The sequence below is a fragment of the Pseudomonas sp. SWRI111 genome (assembly GCF_014268555.1).
Classification (GTDB): Bacteria; Pseudomonadota; Gammaproteobacteria; order Pseudomonadales; family Pseudomonadaceae; genus Aquipseudomonas; species Aquipseudomonas hamedanensis.
In genome coordinates, this window is record NZ_JABWQQ010000030.1 from 33,537 (window position 1) to 57,630 (window position 24,094).

General features: G+C 60.4%; 11 protein-coding genes. 5 read left to right on the top strand and 6 right to left on the bottom strand.

Annotated features, from left to right (window positions below; translation table 11 throughout):
- Positions 1–242: 242 nt before the first annotated feature.
- Entirely contained in the window at positions 243–4,196 is a 3,954-nt protein-coding gene (gene putA / locus HU755_RS24735; RefSeq protein ID WP_186637516.1) for a trifunctional transcriptional regulator/proline dehydrogenase/L-glutamate gamma-semialdehyde dehydrogenase, read from the bottom strand.
- A 458-nt stretch (positions 4,197–4,654) separates the two neighbouring features.
- On the opposite strand from putA, the gene putP reads away from it, so the two are divergent.
- The 4 genes from putP to HU755_RS24755 all read left to right on the top strand — a co-directional run bounded on the left by putP (position 4,655) and on the right by HU755_RS24755 (position 10,257).
- On the top strand, positions 4,655–6,139 hold the full coding sequence (gene putP / locus HU755_RS24740; RefSeq protein WP_186549444.1) for a sodium/proline symporter PutP: 1,485 nt from the start codon (positions 4,655–4,657) through the stop codon (positions 6,137–6,139).
- A gap of 352 nt (positions 6,140–6,491) precedes the next feature.
- Positions 6,492–8,507 (top strand): type VI secretion system tip protein TssI/VgrG, encoded by a 2,016-nt coding sequence (gene tssI / locus HU755_RS24745; RefSeq protein WP_186637518.1) that lies wholly within the window; start codon positions 6,492–6,494, stop codon positions 8,505–8,507.
- Positions 8,497–9,210 carry a DUF4123 domain-containing protein gene (locus HU755_RS24750; RefSeq protein WP_186549442.1) on the top strand — a complete coding sequence of 238 codons (714 nt, stop codon included), beginning with the start codon at positions 8,497–8,499 and terminating at the stop codon, positions 9,208–9,210. Before tssI ends, HU755_RS24750 begins: the two co-directional genes overlap by 11 nt.
- Positions 9,211–9,417: 207 nt before the next feature.
- The gene (locus HU755_RS24755) at positions 9,418–10,257 is read left to right on the top strand and encodes a 23S rRNA (adenine(2030)-N(6))-methyltransferase RlmJ (RefSeq protein WP_166218667.1); all 840 of its coding nucleotides are present in this window, start codon (positions 9,418–9,420) and stop codon (positions 10,255–10,257) included.
- 108 nt (positions 10,258–10,365) lie between these two features.
- On the opposite strand, the gene msrA is transcribed toward HU755_RS24755, so the two are convergent.
- The 5 genes from msrA to aceE all read right to left on the bottom strand — a co-directional run bounded on the left by msrA (position 10,366) and on the right by aceE (position 20,472).
- Positions 10,366–11,031: a peptide-methionine (S)-S-oxide reductase MsrA gene (msrA, locus tag HU755_RS24760; RefSeq protein ID WP_186637520.1), complete on the bottom strand. Its 666-nt coding sequence runs from the start codon at positions 11,029–11,031 to the stop codon at positions 10,366–10,368.
- 207 nt (positions 11,032–11,238) lie between these two features.
- Entirely contained in the window at positions 11,239–13,935 is a 2,697-nt protein-coding gene (locus tag HU755_RS24765; RefSeq protein ID WP_186637522.1) for a bifunctional diguanylate cyclase/phosphodiesterase, read from the bottom strand.
- Between the two features lie 253 nt (positions 13,936–14,188).
- Entirely contained in the window at positions 14,189–15,586 is a 1,398-nt protein-coding gene (locus tag HU755_RS24770; protein ID WP_186637524.1) for an alkaline phosphatase D family protein, read from the bottom strand.
- Positions 15,587–15,862: 276 nt separating this feature from the next.
- The gene (gene aceF, locus HU755_RS24775) at positions 15,863–17,815 is read right to left on the bottom strand and encodes a dihydrolipoyllysine-residue acetyltransferase (protein WP_186637526.1); all 1,953 of its coding nucleotides are present in this window, start codon (positions 17,813–17,815) and stop codon (positions 15,863–15,865) included.
- Positions 17,816–17,826: 11 nt separating this feature from the next.
- Entirely contained in the window at positions 17,827–20,472 is a 2,646-nt protein-coding gene (gene aceE, locus HU755_RS24780; protein ID WP_186549437.1) for a pyruvate dehydrogenase (acetyl-transferring), homodimeric type, read from the bottom strand.
- A gap of 384 nt (positions 20,473–20,856) precedes the next feature.
- Between aceE and glnE the strand changes: the two genes are divergently transcribed.
- A complete protein-coding gene (gene glnE / locus HU755_RS24785; RefSeq protein ID WP_186637528.1) occupies positions 20,857–23,796 on the top strand; it encodes a bifunctional [glutamate--ammonia ligase]-adenylyl-L-tyrosine phosphorylase/[glutamate--ammonia-ligase] adenylyltransferase in 2,940 nt (979 codons plus the stop codon).
- Positions 23,797–24,094 lie beyond the last annotated feature (298 nt).

A 24,094-nucleotide genomic window follows, 5' to 3' on the forward strand; every position in this document is an offset into this window, starting at 1 on the left:
GTGGCTTACCTGAAAATGAGGTTGGGCCGAGTCTAGGCGGGCTGATGATGGCTGAACAGGAAGATTGATGGCGGTGATGCAGAGGTGAGGGTGACACTAATCAATGTAGGAGTGAGCCTGCTCGCGATAGCGGTCTGTCAGACCAATGCATGTGTCTGGCAGACCGCTATCGCGAGCAGGCTCACTCCTACAGGGGATTTCATCTCCAGGCGGCCATTGCGGTCGCCTGGATTTACAGCGGTTTAACCGATCGTCATCAAGCTCGCGTTACCGCCCGCCGCAGCCGTGTTAACGCTCAACGCCCGCTCGATCACCAGACGCTCCAGTGCAATGTTGGTCTCGCCCTGAGACAAGCCCTGGACCCCAACGATTGCGCCGCCACGCTGGGCGATCTGCTGGCAAACGGCACGCAACTGGTCGGAATGGCCATGATGCAGAACGGCATCGAAGACCACCTCGTCCTTGTTCCAGTCAGCAACCCGTTTGATGCGTGCCTGAACTTCCTTCGGCAGACGTGCCAGCAAGGTTTTGGTCAGTTCGGATTCCGGCCAGACTGCCGAGCCACCGACGGCCAGCACCGCCGCCAGTTGCGTCAGCAGATCGCCTTCGACTTCTGCCAGACACAGCACGTGTTCGCGCGGCAGGATCGCGTAGCTGTTTTTCTCACCGGTCGGGCCGGCCAGCACACGGGTGATGCCGCTCTGCGATTGTGCCGCGTACTGCACGCACAGGCTGCTCAACTCAGCGAACTGGTTGTTGTCGGCCCAGGCTTTCAAGGCGTTCAGCGGTTGGCGCATGGCTTCGCGCAGACGAACGTCCGGCGCTACGGCAGCATCGCCGCGAGCAAAGGATTGCTCGATTGCGTCGGTCGGACGCGTTGACAGCAAGCGGTACAGATACAGCGGGCCGCCGGCTTTCGGGCCGGTCCCCGACAGGCCTTCGCCGCCGAACGGCTGCACGCCGACCACGGCTCCGACGATGTTGCGGTTGACGTAGACGTTACCGGCGTTGACGTTGTCGATGACCTTGGCGATGGTCTCGTCGATGCGCGTGTGCACGCCCAGAGTCAGGCCATAGCCGGACGCGTTGATCTGAGCGATCAATTGGTCGATCTCTTTACGCTTGTAACGCACCACGTGCAGGACCGGCCCGAAGATCTCGCGTTGCAGCTCGTCGAAGCTTTCCAGCTCGATCAGCGTCGGCATGACGAAGGTGCCGCGCTTGACCTCTTCGCTGTCGGCAATCGCCACCTGATACACGTTGCGACCTTTGTCGCGCATGCCCTGAATGTGTTTGTCGATGCCAGCCTTGGCTTCGGCGTCGATCACCGGGCCGATGTCCACCGACAGGCGCTCGGGATTGCCGAGACGGCTTTCAGCCATGGCACCCTTGAGCATTTCGATGACGCGATCGGCGGAATCTTCCTGCAGGCACAGCACACGCAGCGCCGAGCAGCGCTGGCCGGCACTGTCGAAGGCCGAGGACACCACGTCGATCACCACCTGTTCGGTGAGTGCCGAGGAGTCGACGATCATCGCGTTCTGGCCGCCGGTTTCGGCGATCAGCGGAATCGGCCGGCCCTGGCTGTCGAGACGGCCAGCGATGTTGCGTTGCAGCAGACGCGCGACTTCGGTGGAACCGGTGAACATCACGCCTTTGACGCGTTCGTCACCGACCAGACCGGCGCCGACGGTTTCACCGCGACCCGGCAGCAGTTGCAGCACGCCTTCAGGAATCCCGGCTTCGAGCAGCAAGCGCACGGCTTGGGCCGCCACCAGCGGAGTCTGTTCGGCCGGTTTGGCCAGGACCGGGTTACCGGCGGCCAGTGCGGCGGCGACCTGACCGCTGAAGATCGCCAGCGGGAAGTTCCATGGGCTGATGCAGACCACCGGGCCCAGTGGGCGGTGGGCGTCATTGCTGAAATCGTTGCGGGCCTGCACCGCGTAATAACGCAGGAAATCGACGGCTTCGCGGACTTCGGCGATGGCATTGGCGAAAGTCTTGCCGGCTTCGCGAGCCAGCAGGCCCATCAGCGGCTGGATCTCGCCTTCCATCAAGTCCGCGGCACGTTCCAGAATGGCGGCACGTTCGGCTGGCGGAGTGGCCTGCCAGATCGGTGCGGCATTCAGCGCGCATTGAATGGCGTTGTCGACGTCTTCGACCGTGGCTTCCTGAACGTGACCGACCACATCGCGGTGATCCGCCGGGTTCAGCACGGCCGCAGGCGCTTCGTTGCTGGACGCGCAACCGAGCATCGGCGCGGCTTTCCAGTCGTTGTGCGCGGTTGCCAGCAAGGCGCAGGACAGCGAGGCCAAGCGATGTTCGTTGGCCATGTCGATGCCGCTGGAGTTGGCGCGCTCGGCACCGTACAGGTCACGCGGCAGCGGGATGCGCGGGTGCGGCAGGCCGAATCCACCTTCCACGGTCGCCATCTGCTCGATCTGCGCCACCGGATCGGCGACCAGTTCCTGAATCGAAATCGACTGGTCGGCAATGCGATTGACGAACGAGGTGTTGGCGCCGTTTTCCAGCAGGCGTCGAACCAGATAGGCCAGCAGGGTTTCGTGGGTGCCGACCGGTGCGTACACGCGGCACGGACGGTTCAGCTTGCCTTCGGAAACTTTGCCTACAACCTGCTCGTAGAGCGGTTCGCCCATACCGTGCAGGCACTGGAATTCGTACTGGCCGGGGTAATAGTTCTGACCGGCAATGTGGTAAATCGCCGACAGGGTGTGGGCATTGTGCGTGGCGAATTGCGGGTAGATGACTTCCGGCACCGACAGCAGTTTGCGAGCGCAGGCGATATAGGAAACGTCGGTGTACACCTTGCGGGTGTAGACCGGATAGCCTTCCAGGCCTTCGACCTGGGCGCGCTTGATTTCGCTGTCCCAGTAGGCGCCCTTGACCAGACGGATCATCAGGCGATGGCGGCTGCGGCGGGCCAGATCGATCACGTAGTCGATCACGTACGGGCAACGCTTCTGGTAGGCCTGAATGACGAAGCCGATGCCGTTCCAGCCGGTCAGCTGTGGCTCGAAGCACAGGCGCTCAAGCAGATCCAGCGACAGTTCGAGGCGGTCGGCTTCTTCGGCGTCGATGTTCAGGCCGATGTCGTATTGCTTGGCCAGCAGGGTCAGCGACAACAGGCGCGGGTACAACTCGTCCATCACCCGCTCGTACTGCGCACGGCTGTAGCGTGGGTGCAGTGCCGAGAGCTTGATGGAGATGCCCGGGCCTTCATAAATCCCACGGCCGTGAGAGGCTTTGCCGATCGAGTGGATCGCTTGTTCGTACGAGGCCAGGTATTTTTTCGCGTCGACTTCGGTGAGTGCGGCTTCACCGAGCATGTCGTAGGAATAACGGAAGCCCTTGGCTTCGAACTTGCTCGCGTTGGCCAGCGCTTCGGCAATGGTTTCGCCGGTGACGAACTGCTCGCCCATCAGGCGCATGGCCATGTCGACGCCCTTGCGGATCATCGGCTCGCCGCTCTTGCCGATGATGCGGCTCAGCGATGACGTCAGGCCGGCTTCGTTGTGCGTGGAGACCAGTTTGCCGGTCAGCAGCAGGCCCCAGGTCGCCGCGTTGACGAACAGCGACGGGCTGTTGCCCAGGTGCGGATGCCAGTTGCCGGTGCTGATCTTGTCGCGAATCAGCGCATCGCGGGTGCCCTTGTCGGGAATACGCAGCAGCGCTTCGGCCAGGCACATCAATGCCACGCCTTCCTGGGACGACAGGGAAAACTCCTGCAGCAGGCCCTGAACAATGCCCGCACGGCCGCCGGCACTTTTCTGGTTACGCAGTTTCTCGGCGATGGTCGCGGCCAGTTTGTTGGTGGCTTCGGCCATTGCTGCCGGCAGGCGTGCCTGCTCGATCAGCATCGGCACCACTTCCGGTTCAGGACGACGGTAAGCGGCGGTGATCGATGCACGCAGAACCGACTGCGGCAGAATGCTCTCGGCGAATTCGAGGAAGCATTGGTGAGCGTGATCGGTGTGCACTTCGCCGGCGTCGTCGACGTCCTTGGCGATCAAACCGTTCAGCTCGGTCAGGGTTGCACCACCCTCGAGTTTTTCCAGGTAATTGAAAATTGCCTGCTTGATCAGCCAGTGCGGCGTGCGATCAATCGAGGTTGCAGCGGCTTTCAGGCGCTCGCGGGTCGGGTCATCGAGTTTGACCCCAAGGGTGGTGGTAGCCATATTTTTATCCTCATGGTTGCCACAGTTGCGTGGCATCAGCTGGCGGCAAGATTAGCCCTGCGTCGATTGAGGTGCAACCGGGTGCAACCCTTTTTTTGCCGGAATAACAGGCAACTCGTCAGGAATTGATTTCTCGTACCAGCGTGCTGCTCCGGTTTGGTGCTTTTGCTTCTAGCAAAGGGCCATGACTGCCATAAAAGGGAGCAAAAACGGGGTGTTTGTCGATAAAACCGACTAGGTGCAACTTAATCTCACGAAACTGGTTGCACCTTATTTGATTTGTTGCATAGCATTCGCGCCCTAGGTGCAACCGGGAATAACCCGAAGCACCGGCTGATGGCTTTCCTGGGGAAACATCAGTCTTAAATGCGCGGGATCCCGGATCGTCTGCCAAACGTCGTCGTTTGCGAGCGGTTCACCACCGCCGCTACATAAAAACAAAGCCAGGGCGTAACTCAATGAGCGTAAGCAATCCAACCCTGATCACGTTCGTGATCTACATCGCAGCAATGGTGCTGATCGGCTTGATGGCCTATCGCTCCACCAACAACCTTTCTGACTATATTCTGGGCGGTCGCAGCCTGGGCAGCGTGGTTACTGCGCTGTCGGCCGGTGCCTCCGACATGAGCGGCTGGTTGTTGATGGGCCTGCCGGGCGCCATCTACATGTCCGGTCTTTCCGAAAGCTGGATCGCTATTGGTCTGATCGTCGGTGCCTACCTGAACTGGCTGTTCGTTGCCGGCCGTCTGCGTGTGCAGACCGAGCACAACGGCGATGCCCTGACTCTGCCGGACTATTTCTCCAGCCGTTTCGAAGATAAAAGCGGCTTGCTGCGGATTATCTCGGCAGTGGTGATTCTGGTGTTCTTCACCATCTATTGCGCATCCGGCATCGTCGCCGGTGCCCGTCTGTTCGAAAGCACCTTCGGCATGTCTTACGAGACCGCGCTGTGGGCCGGTGCTGCGGCGACGATTGCCTACACCTTTATCGGTGGTTTCCTGGCGGTGAGCTGGACTGACACCGTACAAGCCACGCTGATGATTTTCGCGCTGATTCTGACGCCGATCATCGTCCTGCTGGCCACTGGCGGCGTCGACACCACGTTCCTGGCCATCGAAGCTCAGGATCCAAGCAACTTCGATATGCTCAAAGGCACCACGTTCATCGGCATCATTTCGCTGATGGGCTGGGGCCTGGGCTACTTCGGTCAGCCGCACATCCTCGCGCGTTTCATGGCAGCGGATTCGGTGAAATCGATTGCCAATGCCCGTCGCATCTCCATGACCTGGATGATTCTGTGCCTGGGCGGCACCGTGGCCGTGGGCTTCTTCGGTATCGCGTACTTCTCGGCGCACCCGGAAGTTGCCGGTCCTGTCACTGAAAACCCTGAGCGTGTGTTCATCGAACTGGCCAAGATTCTCTTCAACCCATGGGTTGCCGGTGTACTGCTGTCGGCCATCCTGGCCGCCGTGATGAGTACCCTGAGCTGCCAGTTGCTGGTGTGCTCGAGTGCCCTGACCGAAGACTTCTACAAGACGTTCCTGCGTAAATCCGCTTCGCAACTGGAGCTGGTCTGGGTCGGTCGCGCCATGGTGCTGCTGGTGGCACTGATCGCTATCGCGCTGGCCGCCAACCCGGACAACCGCGTACTGGGCCTGGTGTCCTACGCCTGGGCCGGTTTCGGTGCCGCATTCGGTCCGGTGGTATTGATCTCGGTGGTCTGGAAAGAGATGACCCGCGACGGCGCACTGGCCGGTATCCTGGTCGGCGCGATCACCGTGGTGGTCTGGAAGCATTTCGAACTGTTGGGTCTGTACGAAATCATCCCGGGCTTCATCTTCGCCAGCCTGGCTATCTACATCGTCAGCAAGATGGGCGAGCCGAGCCGAGGCATGGTTGAGCGCTTCGAAGCGGCGGAAAAAGATTTCAAGCTGAACAAATGATGCACTGAGCTTCGGCTCACAGGAAAACGGCCCGTCTCCTACCGGAGGCGGGCCGTTTTTTATTGCCTATGATTTTCCCGGAAGAATGTGGAGACCCAATGTGGGAGCGAGCCTGCTCGCGAATGCGATCGTTCATTCAACGAATGTGTCGACTGACATGCCGCTTTCGCGAGCAGGCTCGCTCCCACAGGGGTGGTGGGGAGTTCGAGGTGTTTGTCTGTAGTCGAAGGCTGTGCGTTCCGAAGCGCTTTCAGCGGGAGATGTAGGGCAAATCTGAATTTCCCGTCACCCGTCCAAGACCCCTTGCCCCTGATGCAGAATCGCCCGCCCTCATTCTGCAGAGAGACATCGGATGTTCGCGCCTGCCAATCAACCGCGTTTCACGTTGACCCTAGAAGGCGCCCAGCATGACCTCAAAGTCCTTGAGTTCACGGGCAAGGAAGCCATCAGCCAACCTTTTCGCTTCGAGCTGGAACTGGTCAGCGAGCGGCCGGATCTGGACCTCGAAAGCCTGCTGCACGGTCAGGCGTTTCTCAGTCTTGATGCTCGGGGCAGTGGTATCCATGGTCAGATTTATCAGGTCGGGCAGGGTGATTCCGGGAAGCGTCTGACACGCTACCACCTGAGCCTCGTCCCGCGTCTGACCTATTTGGGGCATCGCATCAACCAGCGAATTTTCCAGCATCAGAGCGTGCCGCAAATTGTCACGCAAATCCTCAAGGACCATTCGATTCTGCGCGATGCCTTCGAATTTTGCCTTGGCAGCGAATACCCGCAGCGCGAGTACTGCGTGCAATACGCAGAAAGCGATCTGGCTTTCATTCAGCGCCTGTGTGCCGAAGTCGGCATTCATTACCACTTTCAACACAGCCCCGAAGGCCATCTGCTGGTGTTTGGCGACGACCAGACGGTATTCCCGAAACTGCCCGAGTCGACCCTGTATCTGCCGGGCAGCGGCATGTCGGTTGGCGCCCCGGCAATCCAGCGTTTCAACGTGCGGGTGGAAACGCGCACCAGTGTCGTCACCCGGCGCGACTACAGCTTCGAAAAGCCGCGCCTGTCGCTGGAAAGTCGCAGCGATGGCGAGCAGCGTCCGGTGCTGGAGGACTACCACTTTCCCGGCCAATTCAACGACCGCGAAACCGGCAAGCACCTGGCGCGGCGTGCACTGGAACGGCACGTCGCCGATTACCGGCAGGCCGAAGGCAGCAGCGACGAGTCTTCATTGGTCTGCGGACATTTCCTGCAACTCAGCGGGCATCCGCGCAGCGATTGGAATGACCTGTGGTTACTCACGTCCATTGAGCATCGAGGCCGCCAGCCGCAGGTGCTGGAGGAATCGGTGACCAGCGATGGCGAGTCCTTTCAGGGCTACCGCAATACCTTTGCGGCCACGCCGTGGGACGTGTTCTTCCGACCGGCATTGGCACCGGAAAAACCGCGCATGTCGGGCTACCAGCCCGCCGTCGTCACCGGCCCGAAAGACTTGGAAATCCATTGCGATGAGTACGGTCGGGTCAAAGTGCAATTGGCTTGGGACCGTGACGGTGAACTGAACGAACACTCCAGTTGCTGGCTGCGCGTCGCCAGCGGCTGGGCACACGATCACTACGGCAGTGTGCTGATTCCGCGGGTGGGCATGGAGGTACTGGTCGGCTTTATCGATGGCGATGCCGACAAGCCACTGGTGATGGGTTGCCTGCCCAACGCCGCGACGCCGGTGCCACTGGACCTGCCGGCAGACAAGACCCGCAGCGTCTTGCGCAGCCAGAGCAGCCCCGGCGGAGGCGGCTACAACGAGCTGCGCATCGAAGACAAAAAAGGTGCCGAGGAAATCTACCTGCGCGCCCAGCGCAACTGGACTCAGCATGTGCTGAATGATCAGCAGGTGCAGGTCGATAACCAGCGCAGCATCGTTGTCACGGGGCTTGCCCGGCATGAACTCAAGGCCGATGAGCAGCGCATCACCCACGGCCAGCGCCAGACCGAAGTCAGGCAGGATGACCATTTGTCTGTGCTCGGCGACCAGCAGGTTCGGGTGAACAGCCAAGCCACCAGTGCCTCGGCGCAGATCCATATCAGCGCTGGTCAGCAAGTGGTGATCGACGGTGGCGCGAGCGCGACGATTCAGGCCGGTGGACAGTGGATCAATATCGGCCCCGGCGGAATTTTCAGCAGCGTGCCGATTCAGGTGGGTGGTGCGCCAATGGCGGCAATGGGCGCGGCGCCAGTGGTGCCTGGCCTTCCGGACAAACTGGCGGCGGCGCCTGCGGCGATTCTCACCGCTGCGCAAATCATGAGTTTCAAGGGCGATGCGCCATTTTGTGAAGAGTGCGAGCGCTGCAAGGACGGTGTTTGTGCAGCCTGAGCGACTACTACCCTCGGCATGGCTGGCGCTTGAGCCGTTGAAGGCATCCGAGCAGCTGTTCGCGATTTTCAGCAACGCCAGCGAGGCCGGCGCATTTCAAGCCTGGCGAGGCGCGGCGAGCCCGGTCTGGACTGATACGATTTACGCCGAGTGGGAGGCAGTGATGCCCTATGTGGGAATGGTCACCGCTGACAGTGAATTTCTCGATTGGGTTGAGACGACCGAGTCCCGTGACTGGGGTTGGCTGGCGGTGTCTTCGGCGGGGCTTGAAGCGATAGTCGAACACTTTCGCAGCCTGACGCAGGTGCTGATGCCAGACGGGAAGGCGGTGTTTTTTCGCTTTTGGGACGGCCGGTTTTTGCTGTCCATCCTGCACTCCGACGCGGTCGATCCGGCGCAATTGTTGCCGGTAATCGCGCGCGGACTGATCAATGCTCAGGCCGTTGAAGTCGGGGGCAGGGCGCTGGTCTCGACGCGGACATTTCCCTGGTGGCGGGTCCCCGAAACGGTTCTGGCCGCGACGGCGGAAAACGCACAGATCGGCAATGCGCTGCAGTGGTTGGGCGAGGAGCATCCGGCGCTGTTTGAGGCGTTACCCAAGCCGGTGCTGCGCTGCAAGATCAGACGTTTCTTTCAGATTGCAGCGTCGGAAGAATCTTCATCGTCAGCGCTGTTGGACTTTTTGCTGGCAGAGTCATCGTGAGATTTCCGGGCGAAGGCCACGGACGATTCCTTCAAACCGCGGCGGTTTTCATAAACGGGTGAGCGATGGGTTGCAGGGATATCTTTTCGTTGCCACCGCGACAGGGTTTGCAGGGGGCGGTCCAGGGGGGCTTTTGTCCGCTCAGCCGCCAACCCCTGACTTGCCGCCCGGTAAAAGGTAAACTTTGCGGCCCTCGCAGGAGCAGCCATGAATTATCGTCACGCCTTCCATGCCGGCAATCACGCCGATGTGTTCAAACACCTGACCTTGACCCGCCTCATCGCCCTGATGTCGCGCAAGGAGCAGCCGTTTGCTTATCTCGACAGCCACGCGGGCATTGGCCTGTATGACTTGCAGGGCGATCAGGCCAATCGCACCGGCGAATACCTGGAAGGCATCGCGCGGCTATGGGATCAGCCGGACCTGCCGGCGCTGACCGCCGACTACATGAAGGTGTTGCACGACATGAACCCGGATGGCCAGTTGCGCTATTACCCGGGTTCCCCTGAGCTGGCGCGGCGTCTGACGCGGCCGCAGGATCGGGTGATGCTCAACGAGAAGCACCCGGAAGACGGCGTGCTGCTCAAAGACAACATGGCCGGCGATCGTCGGGTGAAAGTTCATCTGGGCGAAGGCTGGCATGTGGCGCGGGCGATGTTGCCGGTGCAGGAAAAGCGCGCGGTGATGCTGATTGATCCACCGTTTGAACAGCTCGACGAGATGCAGCGTTGTGCGGCGTCGATGAAAGAAGCCATCGGGCGCATGCGTCAAACCGTGGCGGCAATCTGGTATCCAGTCAAGGATCAACGTGCGTTGCGGCGTTTCTATCAGGACCTGGCTGGCACGGGCGCACCGAAGTTGCTGCGTGTGGAATTGCTGGTGCATCCGCTGGACACGCCCAACAGCCTGAACGGTTCGGGCCTGGCGATTGCCAATCCGCCTTGGGGGCTGGAGGAAGAATTGCGTGAGTTGCTGCCGTGGTTGTCGAAGAAACTGGGGCAGACTCAGGGCGGCTGGCAGATGGATTGGCTGATTGCCGAGAGCTGATCAGTTGGTTTGATGGCGTCTGATCCGACGCCTTCGCGGGCAAGCCCGCTCCCACATTGGAATGCATTTCAAGTGTGGGAGCGGGCTTGCCCGCGATGCTTTTGGGGATCAGTTACCCGCCAGGCTTGCTGGCATGCACACGCCAGTACCGCCAATCCCGCAATAGCCTTCAGGATTCTTCGCCAGATACTGTTGGTGATAGGCCTCGGCGAAGTACACGGTCGGTGCCTGGTCGATCTCGGTGCTGATTTCACCCAGGCCGGCCTTCAGCAGTTCAGCCTGATACACGTCTTTGCTCTTCAGCGCGGCGTCCAGTTGCTCCGGGCTGGTCGCGTAGATTACCGAGCGGTACTGCGTGCCGATGTCGTTGCCCTGGCGCATGCCCTGGGTCGGGTTGTGCAGTTCCCAGAACATCGCCAGCAGCTCTTCGTAACTGACCTTGGCCTTGTCATACACCACCAGTACCACTTCGGCGTGGCCGGTCAGGCCCGAGCAGACTTCTTCGTAGGTCGGGTTCGGTGTGAAGCCGCCGGCGTAACCGACGACCGTGCTGACCACGCCTTCGCGCTGCCAGAAACGCCGTTCCGCACCCCAGAAGCAGCCAAGACCGAAGATTGCAAAGTCGACGTCCTGAAAAAACGGGCCGAGCAGTGGAGTGTCTTTGAAGACAAAGTGTTTTTCCGGCAGGACCATCGCGGTTTCGCGACCGGGCAGGGCTTGTTCTTTGGTTGGCAGCACGTTTTTGTTCACCAGGATTTCCGAGCGCAGAACCATGAGCGTTCCTCTCAGTCAGGTTGGGGTAAAAAGTCAGACCGCCAGTGTGCCGAATGATGCCCGGTTAATCACTACCCAAAGTGTGCGGGTACTCGCACAACCCTGTAGGAGTGAGCCTGCTCGCGATAGCGGTGGGTCAGTCAGAGGGTTTGTTGCTGAGACACCGCTATCGCGAGCAGGCTCACTCCTACAAGGGATTTGCGGTGTTTACAGGCAAAGCGGCCCGCGCGGATAGCGCTTGAGCGCCTGGATCAGTTCGGCGCCGGGAATCGGTCGGTCGAACAGGTAGCCCTGGCCAACGTCGCAGCGATGCCGGCGCAGAAACGCGAGTTGCTCGGCGGTCTCGATGCCTTCGGCCACGACCTTGAGTTTGAGGTTGTGGGCCATGGCGATCACGGCGGAGGTGATTTCCATGTCGTCCTGGTTGTCGGGGATTTCGTGGATGAAGCTGCGATCGATCTTGATGATGTCGATGGGGAATTTTTTCAGATAGCTCAGCGACGAGTAACCGGTACCGAAGTCGTCCATGGCCAGGGTCAGGCCCAGACGCTTGAGCTGGTCGAGCTGCAAGTGCGTGTCTTCGGTGGCTTCCAGCAGCAGGCCTTCGGTCAGCTCCAGTTCCAGCAGTTTTGCCGGCAGCGCTTCTTCCTTGAGGATGTTGGCGATGGAGGCGACCAGGTCAGGGTCGGAGAACTGTTTTGGCGACAGATTGATCGCCACTTGCAGGTTGCCCAGGCCCGCGGCGGTCAGGGCTTTGCTCATGCGGCAGGCCTGACGCGCGATCCACTTGCCGATCGGAATGATCAGACCGGTCTCTTCAGCAACGCTGATGAACTGGTCCGGGCGGATCATGCCGCGCTCCGGGTGATTCCAGCGCAGCAGCGCCTCCATGCCCAGCAGGCGCCCACTGCGCAGGCACAGCTTGGGCTGATAGAACACGTCCAGTTCGTTCTGCGTCAGGGCGCGGCGCAGGTTGTTCTCGACGAACAGTTTGTAACTGGCCTCGGCGTTCAATGCCTCGGTGAATACCTGCACCTGATGCTTGCCGTTGGCCTTGGCCTTGTGCAGTGCCAGACCGGCGTTGCGCATCAGGGTTTGCGGATCGCGCCCGTGCAGGGGTGCGCAGGCCAGTCCCACGGAGCCGGTGACACTGATCAACTGATTGTCGACGAACATCGGCTTGTCGAGGGTCATCAGCAACTGGCTGGCGATCTGTTGGCCGGCCTCAAGGCCGGTATTGTCGAGCAGCACGGCGAACTCGTTACTGGCGAAGCGGGCAAGGCTGCCGCTCGGGCTGAGGCTGTTGCGCAGACGCCGGGCCAGGCTGATCAACAGCTTGTCGCCGGTCTGGTGGCCGAGGCTGTCGTTGATCCGCTTGAAGTTGTCGATGTCCACCAGCAACAGGCTGATCGGCGTGTCGCTGTCACGGGCGAAACGCTCGTCCAGGTTGCGGATAAACGCCGGGCGGTTACCGAGGTTGGTCAGGTTGTCGGTGTAGGCCAGGCGCTCGATACGCTGTTGCGCCAGTTTGGTCTGGGTGATGTCTTCGTAGATGCCGATGTAATGCGTCAGTTCGCGGTTGTCACCGTAGACCTTGGAGATCGACAGCTGGCCCCAGTACGGTTCGAGATTCTTGCGTCGGCTTTTGAATTCGCCCTGCCAACTGTTGCTCTGGGCCAGCGCCGAGGGCGCGTCGAACAGCAATTCGCTGAGGTTTTCCAGGGCCGGCAGCTCGGACAGGCGCTGGCCGTGGACTTCTTCGGTGGTGTATTGAGTGATCGCGGTGAAGCTCGGGTTGACGTATTCGACCACGCCGTCGCAATTGACCAGCAAAAAGGCGTTGGCACTTTGCTCGACTGCGCGCTGGAACAAGTGCAGGGCACTGGTGGCAGTGCGGCGGTTGTGGTTGTTGATCACTTGCGCGAACTGGTCGGCCAGTTCACCGGCAAAGGCAATTTCGTCGGACTGCCAGGCGCGGGTCACACCGGTCTGCTCCAGGCACAGCACGCCGACCACCTGCCCGTCGACGCGAATGCTCGCATCGAGCATGGCATTGACGTCACGCGGACGCATCGCCTCAGCCATCTCGCGGGTGCGCGGGTCATGCAAAGCGTTGTGGGCATCGATGGCGCGGCTGCTGTGCAGCGCTTCCATGTAGTCAGGGAAGCCGCTGATGTCGATGGCGTCTGGCAGGATGTATTCCTGGGTCGCCCGATGGTAGGCCGAGATCGGCAGCAAGTGCTGGCCTTCGAGATTCCACAGGCTGGCGGAGTCGATCTCATAGATATCGCAGGCGCAGCGGGTGATCAGTTCGGCGGCTTCTTGCAGCGAATTGTGAGTGCTGTAGCGCTGCCGGGCGAGTAGTAGAATCAAGTCTTGCTGGGCGCGCACGCGTTCCAGATGTTGCAGTTGTTCCTGCTGGGCGCGCTGGTTCAGCTCCAGCGCGATCTGCAGGCGGGAATTCTGGGTTTCCAGGTCGACCGATGGCAAGGTCGGCGCGTCGTCGTACACGTCATCGACCGCCAGCAAATAGCCGCGCAGCAAGTGCCGGTTGTGTTGTCGGTACGCTTCGCCGAGTTCCAGGATGCTCAAGGCCCCGGCCACGGTGTGCAGCGTGTAGCGCACCAGATAGTGGGGGCTGGTAGTCAATTGCTGCTGGATGGCGTCGTGCAGTTGATAGCGCGCTTCGGGCTCCATGAGGCTGGCGTAGGGCGAACCGACCAGTGCGCACAATTCCATGGCCGGCTGACCGAACTGGCGTTCGCAGTTGGGATCGAGGAACAGCATCGCCCAGCTCGCTTCATTCAAGCGCTCGAAACGCAGCATGCCGAGCCGCGAGGGCACAGGCAACTGCGTCACTACCTCGGCCGCCATACGGCTGGCGGCATCGGGTTGGCTTTTCATCAAGGAAACTCGCTTGGAAATATGCTGAACGCGCCGGGCTCTCGCCCTCTTTACTGTTGCCTGCGGCAAGGTTGCATCATTGCGGCACTGACTGACAAGAGAGATGAAGGCCAAGTGCTATAAGAATATGTCGGCTGCAACGAACATTTCTCCAGCGGGTATCAGAAAAGATCAAATGATCGCAGCCTCGGCAGCCCCGACAGGGAACGCATAGCCATGTAGAAGCTGCCGAAGGCTGCGATTTTTTTGGGTTTCAGCGCAGTTTCAGCGTGATCGACTGCAGCGGTTTGCCATCGCGATCATGGTAATTCACCACAATCCGATCAGCGTCGACGACCACGTGCGCAAAGTTGTCCTGGCTGACCACGGCACTGGTCAACTCATGCCGATAATCACCGGCAGCCGTGCGCGCCAGTGGTTGATCGAGGATAAAAGTGGAAGCCTTGGCATAGGGCAACAGCTTGCTGTTGCACAGCGGTGAAGAGACGATGGTGTGAACTTCGAAATCCGGGTCGTTGCTGTGAGTCAGGCGACTGGTGAGCGAGCCGTGAACATCGCCGGAGACGAACACGACGTTTTTGATCCGCCGGGTACGGATGGTTTCCAGCAAGCGCAGACGTTGCTCGGGAAAGCTCTTCCAGGCGTCGTCGCCGTGGAGTTTGCGATCCGGATAGAACATCACGCTGGTTACCACAAACTTGACGCGCGCAGGGCTGTTTATCAGCCATTTGAGCAGTGCCAGTTCCTGCTCTTCATCCAGAATGCGGCGGTCATCGGCCGACAAGTTACGCCGCGTGCGGCTGTCGGTAACAAACCATTCGATATCACCGTCGCTGAACTGATACCAGTAATGATCAAGTTTGGCATGGTTTATCTGGCCAGTAGAAGTTAGTTCATGGGCCGGGCTGTGGCTGACCTGATACAACTCGTAGGCGGCCATGGCATTGCGATACAAGTCACTGTCGGACTTGCTTGCGTTGGCCGGCCAGTTGTCTTCGATTTCATGATCATCGAGGATCATGTAAGTCGATGTACCGGACATCAGACGCTGAATGTTGGGTTGTGAAAAGGCTGCCCGGTATTTTGCAAGTATGTCTTTGTATTCCCGGTCCGGGGCAATCACGTTCAAGTCGTCGACATAGATTTGATCGCCGGTCATCAATGTTGCGCTGATCGGCGGTTGTGCGCCTTCAATCAATTGGTTGATCGAAGCGAATATACGGTCGCCCAGTTGCGGCAGCGAGGCGATGCCGGCGGTCATGCGCAAGTAGCGGCACGACCCGACTATGTACGCTCTGGATTGCACGGGCTTAGTGGAACGCGTGCGCAGGCGGTAGATTTCCCGTGGCCATTGCAGGGGCAACTCCGCGACGCTGTCCCTGGTATGTACCGGACTCATCGGGCTGAACCAGCCTGTCTGGTATTCGTATTCGGTATCGCTACTCAAGTTGTTGAGCGCGAAAACATCGGACATATCACGCAATTCAGTGAGCTGCAGGAAAACAGGCTTTGCCCATTGTGTTGTTCCGTATGTGCGATAACGCAGGGCGGCAAATACCAGTGCGTTGTGTTGTGAATTACCGCGAATAAATATTCGCGCGTGGTTAGTTGTAACGTGGCCGATGATCGGGCCAATGGTCGGTTTTAACATGTCGAATCCATTCGAATGAAGGCTGAATAAAGTTAAAGTTTTTGCGCGGCATTGTTAGTTGGCTTTGCTGTTTAAGGTTAGTTGTGTGGCGAATAAAAATATTGGCGTGAAGTTGACGCAGCTTGTGGCCGATGTCAGCGCTACTTGTGGGAAATATGCGGGGTGGTTTTCTTCAGGCAAAAAAAAGCCCCGCCAAACTGACGGGGTTGAGGTACGAGCGTGTGGCGCTCGAAAGGGTGCAGCAAACGGCCCTCCGTGGCTGGAGGGCCGTTTGAGTTACAGCAGGATCGTGCGGATGTCGCCCAACAGGCTGCCCAGACGCTGGGTGAAGCGTGCTGCTGCTGCACCATTGATCACGCGGTGATCGTAGGACAGCGACAATGGCAGCATCAGCTTCGGCTGAAAGGCTTTGCCATCCCAGACAGGCTGGATGGTAGCCTTGGAAACACCGAGGATCGCCACTTCCGGCGCGTTGACGATCGGCGTGAAGCCGGTGCCGCCAATGTGACCGAGGCTGGAAATGGTGAAACAGGCGCCTTGCATCTCGTCCGAGGACAGCTTCTTGGTGCGGGCTTTCTCAGCCAGCGAAGCCGCTTCGGCCGCCAGTTGCAGCAGGCTCTTCTGGTCGACGTTCTTGATGACCGGTACGAGCAGGCCATCCGGGGTGTCGACGGCGAAGCCGATGTTCACGTATTTCTTGCGGATGATCGCCTTGCCGCTTGGTGCCAGCGAACTGTTGAAGTCCGGCAATTCCTTGAGCAAATGCGCGCAGGTCTTGAGCAGCAGCGGCAGGATGGTCAGCTTGACGCCAGCCTTCTCGGCCACGGCTTTTTGCGCGACACGGAAGGCTTCCAGCTCGGTGATGTCTGCCGAGTCGAATTGCGTCACGTGTGGCACGTTCAGCCAGCTGCGGTGCAGGTTGGCGGCGCCGACCTGCATCAGGCGGGTCATCGGCACTTCTTCGATTTCGCCGAAACGGCTGAAGTCGACGACCGGGATCGGCGGGATGCCCGCGCCACCGGTAGCGCCAGCAGCGGCCGGTGCTTCCTTGGCCTTCTGCATCATTGCCTTGACGTAAACCTGCACGTCTTCTTTCAGGATGCGACCGTGCGGACCGCTGGCGCCGACGGCGCTCAGCTCGACGCCGAACTCACGGGCCAGTTGACGCACGGCGGGGCCGGCGTGAACTTTCGCGCCTGGCTTGGCCGGTGCAGCGGCTGGAGCGGCGGGGGCAGCCGGTGCAGCCGGAGCAGCAGCGGCAGGGGCCGGAGCGCTTGGCGCAGCCGCTGGAGCCGGGGCAGCAGCAGGTGCCGCGCCTTTGACTTTCAGCTTCAGAATCAGATCGCCGGTGCCCACTTCGTCATCCAGCTTGATCGAAACGCTTTCGACCACGCCGGCGGCAGGCGATGGGATTTCCATGCTCGCCTTGTCGGATTCCAGGGTGATCAGCGACTGGTCGGCTTCGACGGTATCGCCGGCCTTGACCAGCACTTCGATGATCTTCGCCTTGCCTGCCGAACCGATGTCCGGGACATGAATGTCCTGAACAGTGTCAGCGGCCGGCGCGGCCGGAGCCGCCGCCGGGGGTGGCGCAGCGGCAGCAGCAGGCGCGGCAGCCTGAGCCGGAGCGGCAGCAGCAGGGGCCGCAGCACCTGCCACTTCCAGATCCAGAATCAGGTCGCCGGTGCCGACTTCGTCGTTGAGCTTGACGCTGATGGCCTTGACCACGCCAGCGGCAGGCGACGGGATTTCCATGCTCGCCTTGTCGGATTCAAGCGTGATCAGCGATTGGTCAGCCTCGACGGTGTCGCCGACCTTGACCTGTATCTCGATGATCTGCGCCTTGCCCGACGAACCGATGTCCGGCACGTGCACTTGCTGTACCGAGGCGGCAGCAGGAGCAGCGGCGGGTGCGGCGGCAGCAGGTGCGGCAGCCGGTTGTTCTTCAGCTTTGGCGGCTGGCGCAGCAGCGGCGGCCGGGGCGGCTTCAGCAGCGCCCTCGACTTCCAGCTCCAGCAGTTCGTCGCCTTCTTTCAGGCGGTCGCCCAGCTTCACTTTCAGGCTCTTGATGACGCCGGCCTTCGGGGCTGGCACTTCCATGCTGGCCTTGTCCGATTCCAGGGTCAGGATGCTCTGATCGGCTTCGATACGGTCGCCGACCTTCACAAACAATTCAATTACTTCACCTTCACCGCTGCCGATGTCAGGTACGCGAATGAGTTCGCTCACAAAATGTCTCCTCAGCAGTCCAGTGGGTTGCGTTTTTCCGGGTCGATGCCGAACTTGACGATGGCCTCGGCCACGACTTTAGGTTCGATATCACCACGGTCAGCCAGTGCTTCCAGGGCTGCCAACACCACGAAATGACGGTCGACTTCGAAGAAATGACGCAGTTTCTTGCGGCTGTCGCTGCGGCCGAAACCGTCGGTGCCCAAGACTTTGAATTCCTTGGACGGAACCCACTGACGGATCTGCTCGGCGAACAGTTTCATGTAGTCGGTAGAGGCGATGACCGGGCCTTTACGGCCGTTCAGGCACTCTTCGACGTAGCTCAGCTTAGGTTTCTGGCCAGGCTTGAGACGGTTGCTGCGCTCTACGGCCAGGCCGTCGCGACGCAGTTCGTTGAAGCTGGTAACACTCCACACGTCAGCGCCGACGTTGAACTCTTCACGCAGGATCTTCGCCGCTTCACGCACTTCGCGCAGGATGGTGCCGGAGCCCATCAACTGAACGTGGTGCGCCGCATCGCGAGTGTCTTCTTCGAGCAGATACATGCCTTTCTTGATGCCTTCTTCGGCACCGGCCGGCATGGCTGGCTGCTGGTACGACTCGTTCATCACGGTGATGTAGTAGAAGATGTCCTGTTGCTCTTCGGTCATCTTCTTCATGCCGTCCTGAATGATCACCGCCAGCTCGTAGCCGTAGGTCGGATCGTAGGTGCGGCAGTTCGGGATGGTCGCGGCCAGCAGGTGGCTGTGACCGTCTTCGTGCTGCAGGCCTTCACCGTTCAGGGTGGTACGGCCGGCGGTGCCGCCGATCAGGAAGCCACGGGTACGGCTGTCGCCAGCGGCCCAGGCCAGATCGCCGATCCGCTGGAAGCCGAACATCGAATAGAAGATGTAGAACGGCAGCATCGGCTGGTTGTGGCTGGAGTACGAAGTACCGGCAGCGATGAACGAGCTCATGGCGCCCGCTTCGTTGATGCCTTCTTCAAGGATCTGACCTTTCTGGTCTTCCTTGTAGAACATCACCTGGTCTTTATCGACTGGCTCGTAGAGCTGGCCGACGGAGGAGTAGATGCCCAGCTGGCGGAACATGCCTTCCATACCGAAGGTACGGGCTTCGTCCGGGATGATCGGAACGATGCGCGGGCCGATTTCCTTGTCCTTGACCAGTTGCGCGAGGATCCGCACGAAGGCCATGGTGGTGGAAATTTCGCGGTCGCCCGAGCCATCGAGGATGGCTTTGAGGGTGTCCAGATCCGGCGTCGGTACGCTGAAGCTCTGCGCGCGGCGCTGTGGCACGAAACCACCCAGTGCAGCACGACGCTCGGCGAGGTAGCGGCCTTCGGCGCTGTTCGGCTCCGGCTTGAAGAACGGCAGGTTCTCCAGTTCTTCGTCCTTGACGGGAATGTCGAAGCGGTCGCGGAACAGCTTCAGGCTCTCGACGTCAACCTTCTTGGTGTTGTGCGCAGTGTTTTTCGCTTCGCCGGCACCGGTGCCATAACCCTTGATGGTCTTGGCGAGGATGACGGTCGGTTGTTCTTTGTGGTTGACCGCTTCGTGGTACGCCGCGTAGACCTTGTACGGGTCGTGGCCGCCACGGTTGAGTTTCCAGATCTCGTCGTCGGACAAGTCTGCAACCATCGCCTTGAGTTCAGGCGTGTTGAAGAAGTGCTCACGCACGAACGCGCCGTCTTTGGCTTTGTAGTTCTGGTACTCGCCGTCGATGACTTCGTCCATGCGGCGTTGCAGGATACCGTCGACGTCTTTGGCCAGCAGTGGGTCCCAGAAACGGCCCCAGATGACTTTGGTCACGTTCCACTGTGCACCGCGGAACACGCCTTCGAGTTCCTGGATGATCTTGCCGTTGCCGCGAACCGGGCCGTCGAGGCGCTGCAGGTTGCAGTTGATGACGAAAATCAGGTTGTCCAGCTTCTCGCGGCCGGCCAGGGAGATCGCGCCCAGGGATTCCGGCTCGTCGCACTCGCCATCGCCCAGGAAGCACCAGACTTTCTGTTTGCCCGGCTGGATGAAACCGCGGTGTTCCAGGTACTTCATGAAGCGTGCCTGGTAGATCGCCTGGATCGGGCCCAGACCCATCGAAACGGTCGGGAACTGCCAGAAGTCAGGCATCAGCCAAGGGTGCGGGTAGGACGACAGGCCCTGACCGTCGACTTCCTGGCGGAAGTTGTTCATCTGGTCTTCAGTGATGCGGCCTTCCATGAATGCACGGGCGTAAACGCCTGGCGAGGTGTGGCCCTGGAAGTAGATCAGGTCGCCGCCGTGTTCGTCGGTCGGGGCCTGGAAGAAGTAGTTGAAGCCGATGTCATACAGGGTCGCACTGGAAGCGAAGCTGGAGATGTGACCGCCCAGGTCCGAATCTCGCAGGTTTGTGCGCATTACCATGGCCATTGCGTTCCAGCGTACCAGCGAGCGAATGCGGCGTTCCATGAACAGGTCGCCAGGCATGCGTGCTTCGTGGGTCACGGGGATCGTGTTGCGGTAAGGCGTGGTGATGGCGTAAGGGAGCTGCGAACCGCTGCGGGTCGCCAGTTCACCCATACGGGTCATCAGATAGTGAGCACGGTCTTCGCCTTCTTTGTCGAGAACCGATTCCAGGGCGTCCAGCCATTCCTGGGTTTCGACGGGATCGAGGTCTTGCATGGCTTGCTCCAGGGCGGAAAGGCTTCCAGAATCGGTTGCCTGAGTTTGCGACTGGCCTTGTGGGCAGACGATTTAAAATTCTTGGATTGCCGACAGGTTGTTCCGGCGGCGTGTAGTTTTACTACAAATCTTCCGGCATTTCAGCCTTTCGAATGTATAGACGAGTAGTAAAACTACAGATGAAAGGCTTGTGGCCTCCGACTGCGTTGTGAGAATAATCGTTAAGGTGGGTCGATTTCCATCCGAATAAGGTGAAAGTTTGATGCTGAATGCTAAAGAAGAAGAAATTTCAGCTATTTCTAACTTTTGTTCGACAGTCCTTCGCGTAGCGGGTTTTCATCATTCACTACAAGCGGCCATTTACACGCCGATCAAGGATAGACCATGACCCTGCCCGTGCTTGCCGAACTGCCCGCCATCCTCTTGCCGTTGGTCAGCCGATCCGAGCAGTCGTTCCGTACGGCTGTCGCCTCACTGGAGAACGATCATGGCCTGTCGAGCTGGACGCCGGAGCGCTGGGCGCAGTTCGCCCGCGTCACCGCCGCCAGCGAGTTTGTCATTGAACAGAGCGTTCGTGACCCTTTGATGTTGCTCTCGCTGGTGCAGTCCGGCGAACTCGACCGGGCCTTCGCGCCGGGTGAGCTGTGTGCTCAGATTGCCGCCGCGGTGAACGCCGCGCAAAGCGAGGATGAGCTCGGCCGTGCCTTGCGTCGTCAGCGCGCCCGGCATCAGGTGCGGATCATCTGGCGCGACCTGACGCGTCAGGCCGATCTGGTGCAGACCTGCCGCGATCTCTCGGACATGGCCGACGCCTGCATCGATCAAGCCTACCAATGGCTGTACAGCCGCCATTGCGAACAATTCGGTACGCCGACCGGACGTCGCAGCGGTCTGCCCCAGCCCATGGTCATCCTCGGCATGGGCAAGCTGGGCGCGGTCGAGTTGAATCTGTCCTCGGACATCGACCTGATCTTCGCCTACCCCGAGGGCGGCGAAACCGTCGGCGTGAAACGTTCGCTGGATAATCAGGAGTTCTTCATTCGCCTCGGTCAGCGCCTGATCAAGGCGCTGGACCCGATGACCGTCGACGGCTTTGTCTTCCGTGTCGACATGCGCCTGCGTCCGTACGGCTCGTCCGGTGCGCTGGTGCTCAGCTTCAATGCGCTGGAGCAGTACTACCAGGATCAGGGTCGCGACTGGGAGCGCTATGCGATGATCAAGGCGCGTGTGGTCGCCGGCGATCAGGTGGCCGGTGCCCAGTTGCTGGAAATGCTGCGGCCGTTCGTTTATCGGCGCTATCTGGACTTCTCGGCGATCGAAGCGCTGCGCACCATGAAGCAATTGATCCAGCAGGAAGTGCGGCGCAAAGGCATGGCCGACAATATCAAGCTGGGCTCCGGTGGCATTCGTGAAGTCGAGTTCATCGCCCAGGCGTTCCAGTTGATTCACGGTGGTCGCGATCTGAGCCTGCAACAGCGCCCTCTATTAAAGGTGCTGAGTACGCTGGAAGGGCAGGGCTATTTGCCGCCGGCGGTGGTCAGTGAATTGCGCGAGGGTTATGAGTTCCTGCGTTACACCGAACACGCCATCCAGGCCATCGCCGACCGTCAGACCCAGATGCTGCCGGAGGGCGCGCAGGATCAGGCGCGGATTGCTTTCATGCTTGGCTTCGCCGACTGGGAGGCTTTTCATGAAAAGCTCATGTATTGGCGCGGTCGTGTCGCCTGGCATTTCGCCCAGGTGATTGCCGATCCCGATGAGGACGAAGGCGCCACAAGCGAAGTGGTGGTGGGCGGCGAATGGTTGCCGCTGTGGGAGGAGGCGCAGGACGAAGAGGCCGCGTGCCGTCAGTTGCAGGAGGGCGGTTTTGCCGATGCGAGCAAAGCCCTGAAGGCGCTGGCCGGTTTGCGCGGCAGTCCGCAATTGCGCGCGATGCAGCGTCTGGGGCGCGAGCGGCTCGACGCCTTCATCCCGCGCCTGCTCGCGCAAGCGGTGGAGCATGCCAATCCGGATCTGGTGCTTGAGCGCGTGTTGCCGTTAGTGGAAGCGGTGGCGCGGCGTTCGGCCTATCTCGTGTTGCTGACAGAAAATCCCGGTGCGCTGCGCCGCTTGCTGACGCTGTGCGCGGCGAGTCCGTGGATCGCCGAGCAGATCACGCGCTTTCCGTTGCTGCTTGACGAATTGCTCAATGAAGGCCGCCTGTTCAAGCCGCCGTTGGCGCCGGAGCTTGCGGCAGAACTGCGCGAGCGATTGACACGGATCCCTGAAGACGACCTTGAACAGCAGATGGAAGCCCTGCGCCATTTCAAACTGGCACACCGCTTACGGGTCGCCGCCTCGGAAATTGCCGGCAGCCTGCCGCTGATGAAGGTCAGCGATTACCTGACCTGGCTGGCCGAGGCCATCCTTGAGCAAGTGCTGGCGCTGGCCTGGCGCCAGACCGTGGCCAAGTACGGCACGCCGTTGCGCACTGACGGTACGCTGTGCGATCCCGGCTTCATCATCGTCGGTTATGGCAAGGTCGGCGGGCTGGAGTTGGGGCACGGTTCGGATCTGGATCTGGTGTTCATTCACGATGGCGATCCGCAGGCAGAAACCGACGGGCCGAAGTCGATCGATGGTGCGCAGTTCTTCACCCGACTGGGCCAGCGGATCATTCATTTGCTGACGGCACAGACCAACTCCGGCCAGCTCTACGAAGTGGACATGCGCTTGCGGCCCTCCGGTGCGGCGGGGTTGCTGGTGAGTTCCCTCGGCGCGTTTGCCCGCTACCAGGAAAATGAAGCGTGGACGTGGGAGCATCAGGCCCTCGTGCGCGCACGGGTGCTGGTTGGCAGCGCCGATGTCGGCCAGGCCTTCGAGAAAGTCCGTGCGCAGGTATTGGGCAAAGCGCGTGATCTGGCGAAGTTGCAACAGGAAGTCAGCGAAATGCGCGCGAAGATGCGCGATAACCTTGGCACCCGGAGCACCGCGGCCGGGACCGCGGCAAATGCCTTCGAGGCCACCGCGCCCTTCGACCTCAAGCAGGACGCCGGAGGTATCGTCGATATTGAATTTATGGTGCAATACGCGGCTCTGGCGTGGTCGCAAAGTCATCCGCCATTGCTACGCTGGACCGATAACATCCGCATTCTGGAAGAGCTGGAACACCAAGGGCTGATGCCCGCCGAAGATGCCGGCTTGTTGCGCGAGGCCTACAAAGCCTACCGCTCAGCCGCCCACCGGCAGGCATTGCAGAAGGATGCCGGGGTGATCCCGGGCGACCAGTTTGCCGAAGAACGCCGTCAGGTCATGCGAATCTGGCGGGAGATGGGTCTAGGCTGAAACGGTTTATGCAGCAGCCAACACCCTGTGGGAGCGGGCTTGCCCGCGAAGACGGAGTGCCAGACGACACTGATGCTGGATGTGCCGGCCCTTTCGCGAGCAGGCTCGCTCCCACAGTGGATCTGCGCTGAGACGCAGATGTGTGAGTGAATGCAAAACCCTGTGGGAGCGGGCTTGCCCGCGAAGGCGGAGTGTCAGGCGACATCGATGTTGGATGTACCGGCCCTTTCGCGAGCAAGCCCGCTCCCACAGTGGATCTGCGCTGGACGGCAGATGTGTGAGTGAATGCAAAACCCTG

Bases quoted from the DNA above. Each gene is read 5' to 3' on its own strand.
- putA (WP_186637516.1), bottom strand. From the start codon at position 4,196: ATGGCTACCACCACCCTTGGGGTCAAACTCGATGACCCGACCCGCGAG.
- putP (WP_186549444.1), top strand. From the start codon at position 4,655: ATGAGCGTAAGCAATCCAACCCTGATCACGTTCGTGATCTACATCGCA.
- tssI (WP_186637518.1), top strand. From the start codon at position 6,492: ATGTTCGCGCCTGCCAATCAACCGCGTTTCACGTTGACCCTAGAAGGC.
- HU755_RS24755 (WP_166218667.1), top strand. From the start codon at position 9,418: ATGAATTATCGTCACGCCTTCCATGCCGGCAATCACGCCGATGTGTTC.
- msrA (WP_186637520.1), bottom strand. From the start codon at position 11,031: ATGGTTCTGCGCTCGGAAATCCTGGTGAACAAAAACGTGCTGCCAACC.
- HU755_RS24765 (WP_186637522.1), bottom strand. From the start codon at position 13,935: ATGAAAAGCCAACCCGATGCCGCCAGCCGTATGGCGGCCGAGGTAGTG.
- HU755_RS24770 (WP_186637524.1), bottom strand. From the start codon at position 15,586: ATGTTAAAACCGACCATTGGCCCGATCATCGGCCACGTTACAACTAAC.
- aceE (WP_186549437.1), bottom strand. From the start codon at position 20,472: ATGCAAGACCTCGATCCCGTCGAAACCCAGGAATGGCTGGACGCCCTG.
- glnE (WP_186637528.1), top strand. From the start codon at position 20,857: ATGACCCTGCCCGTGCTTGCCGAACTGCCCGCCATCCTCTTGCCGTTG.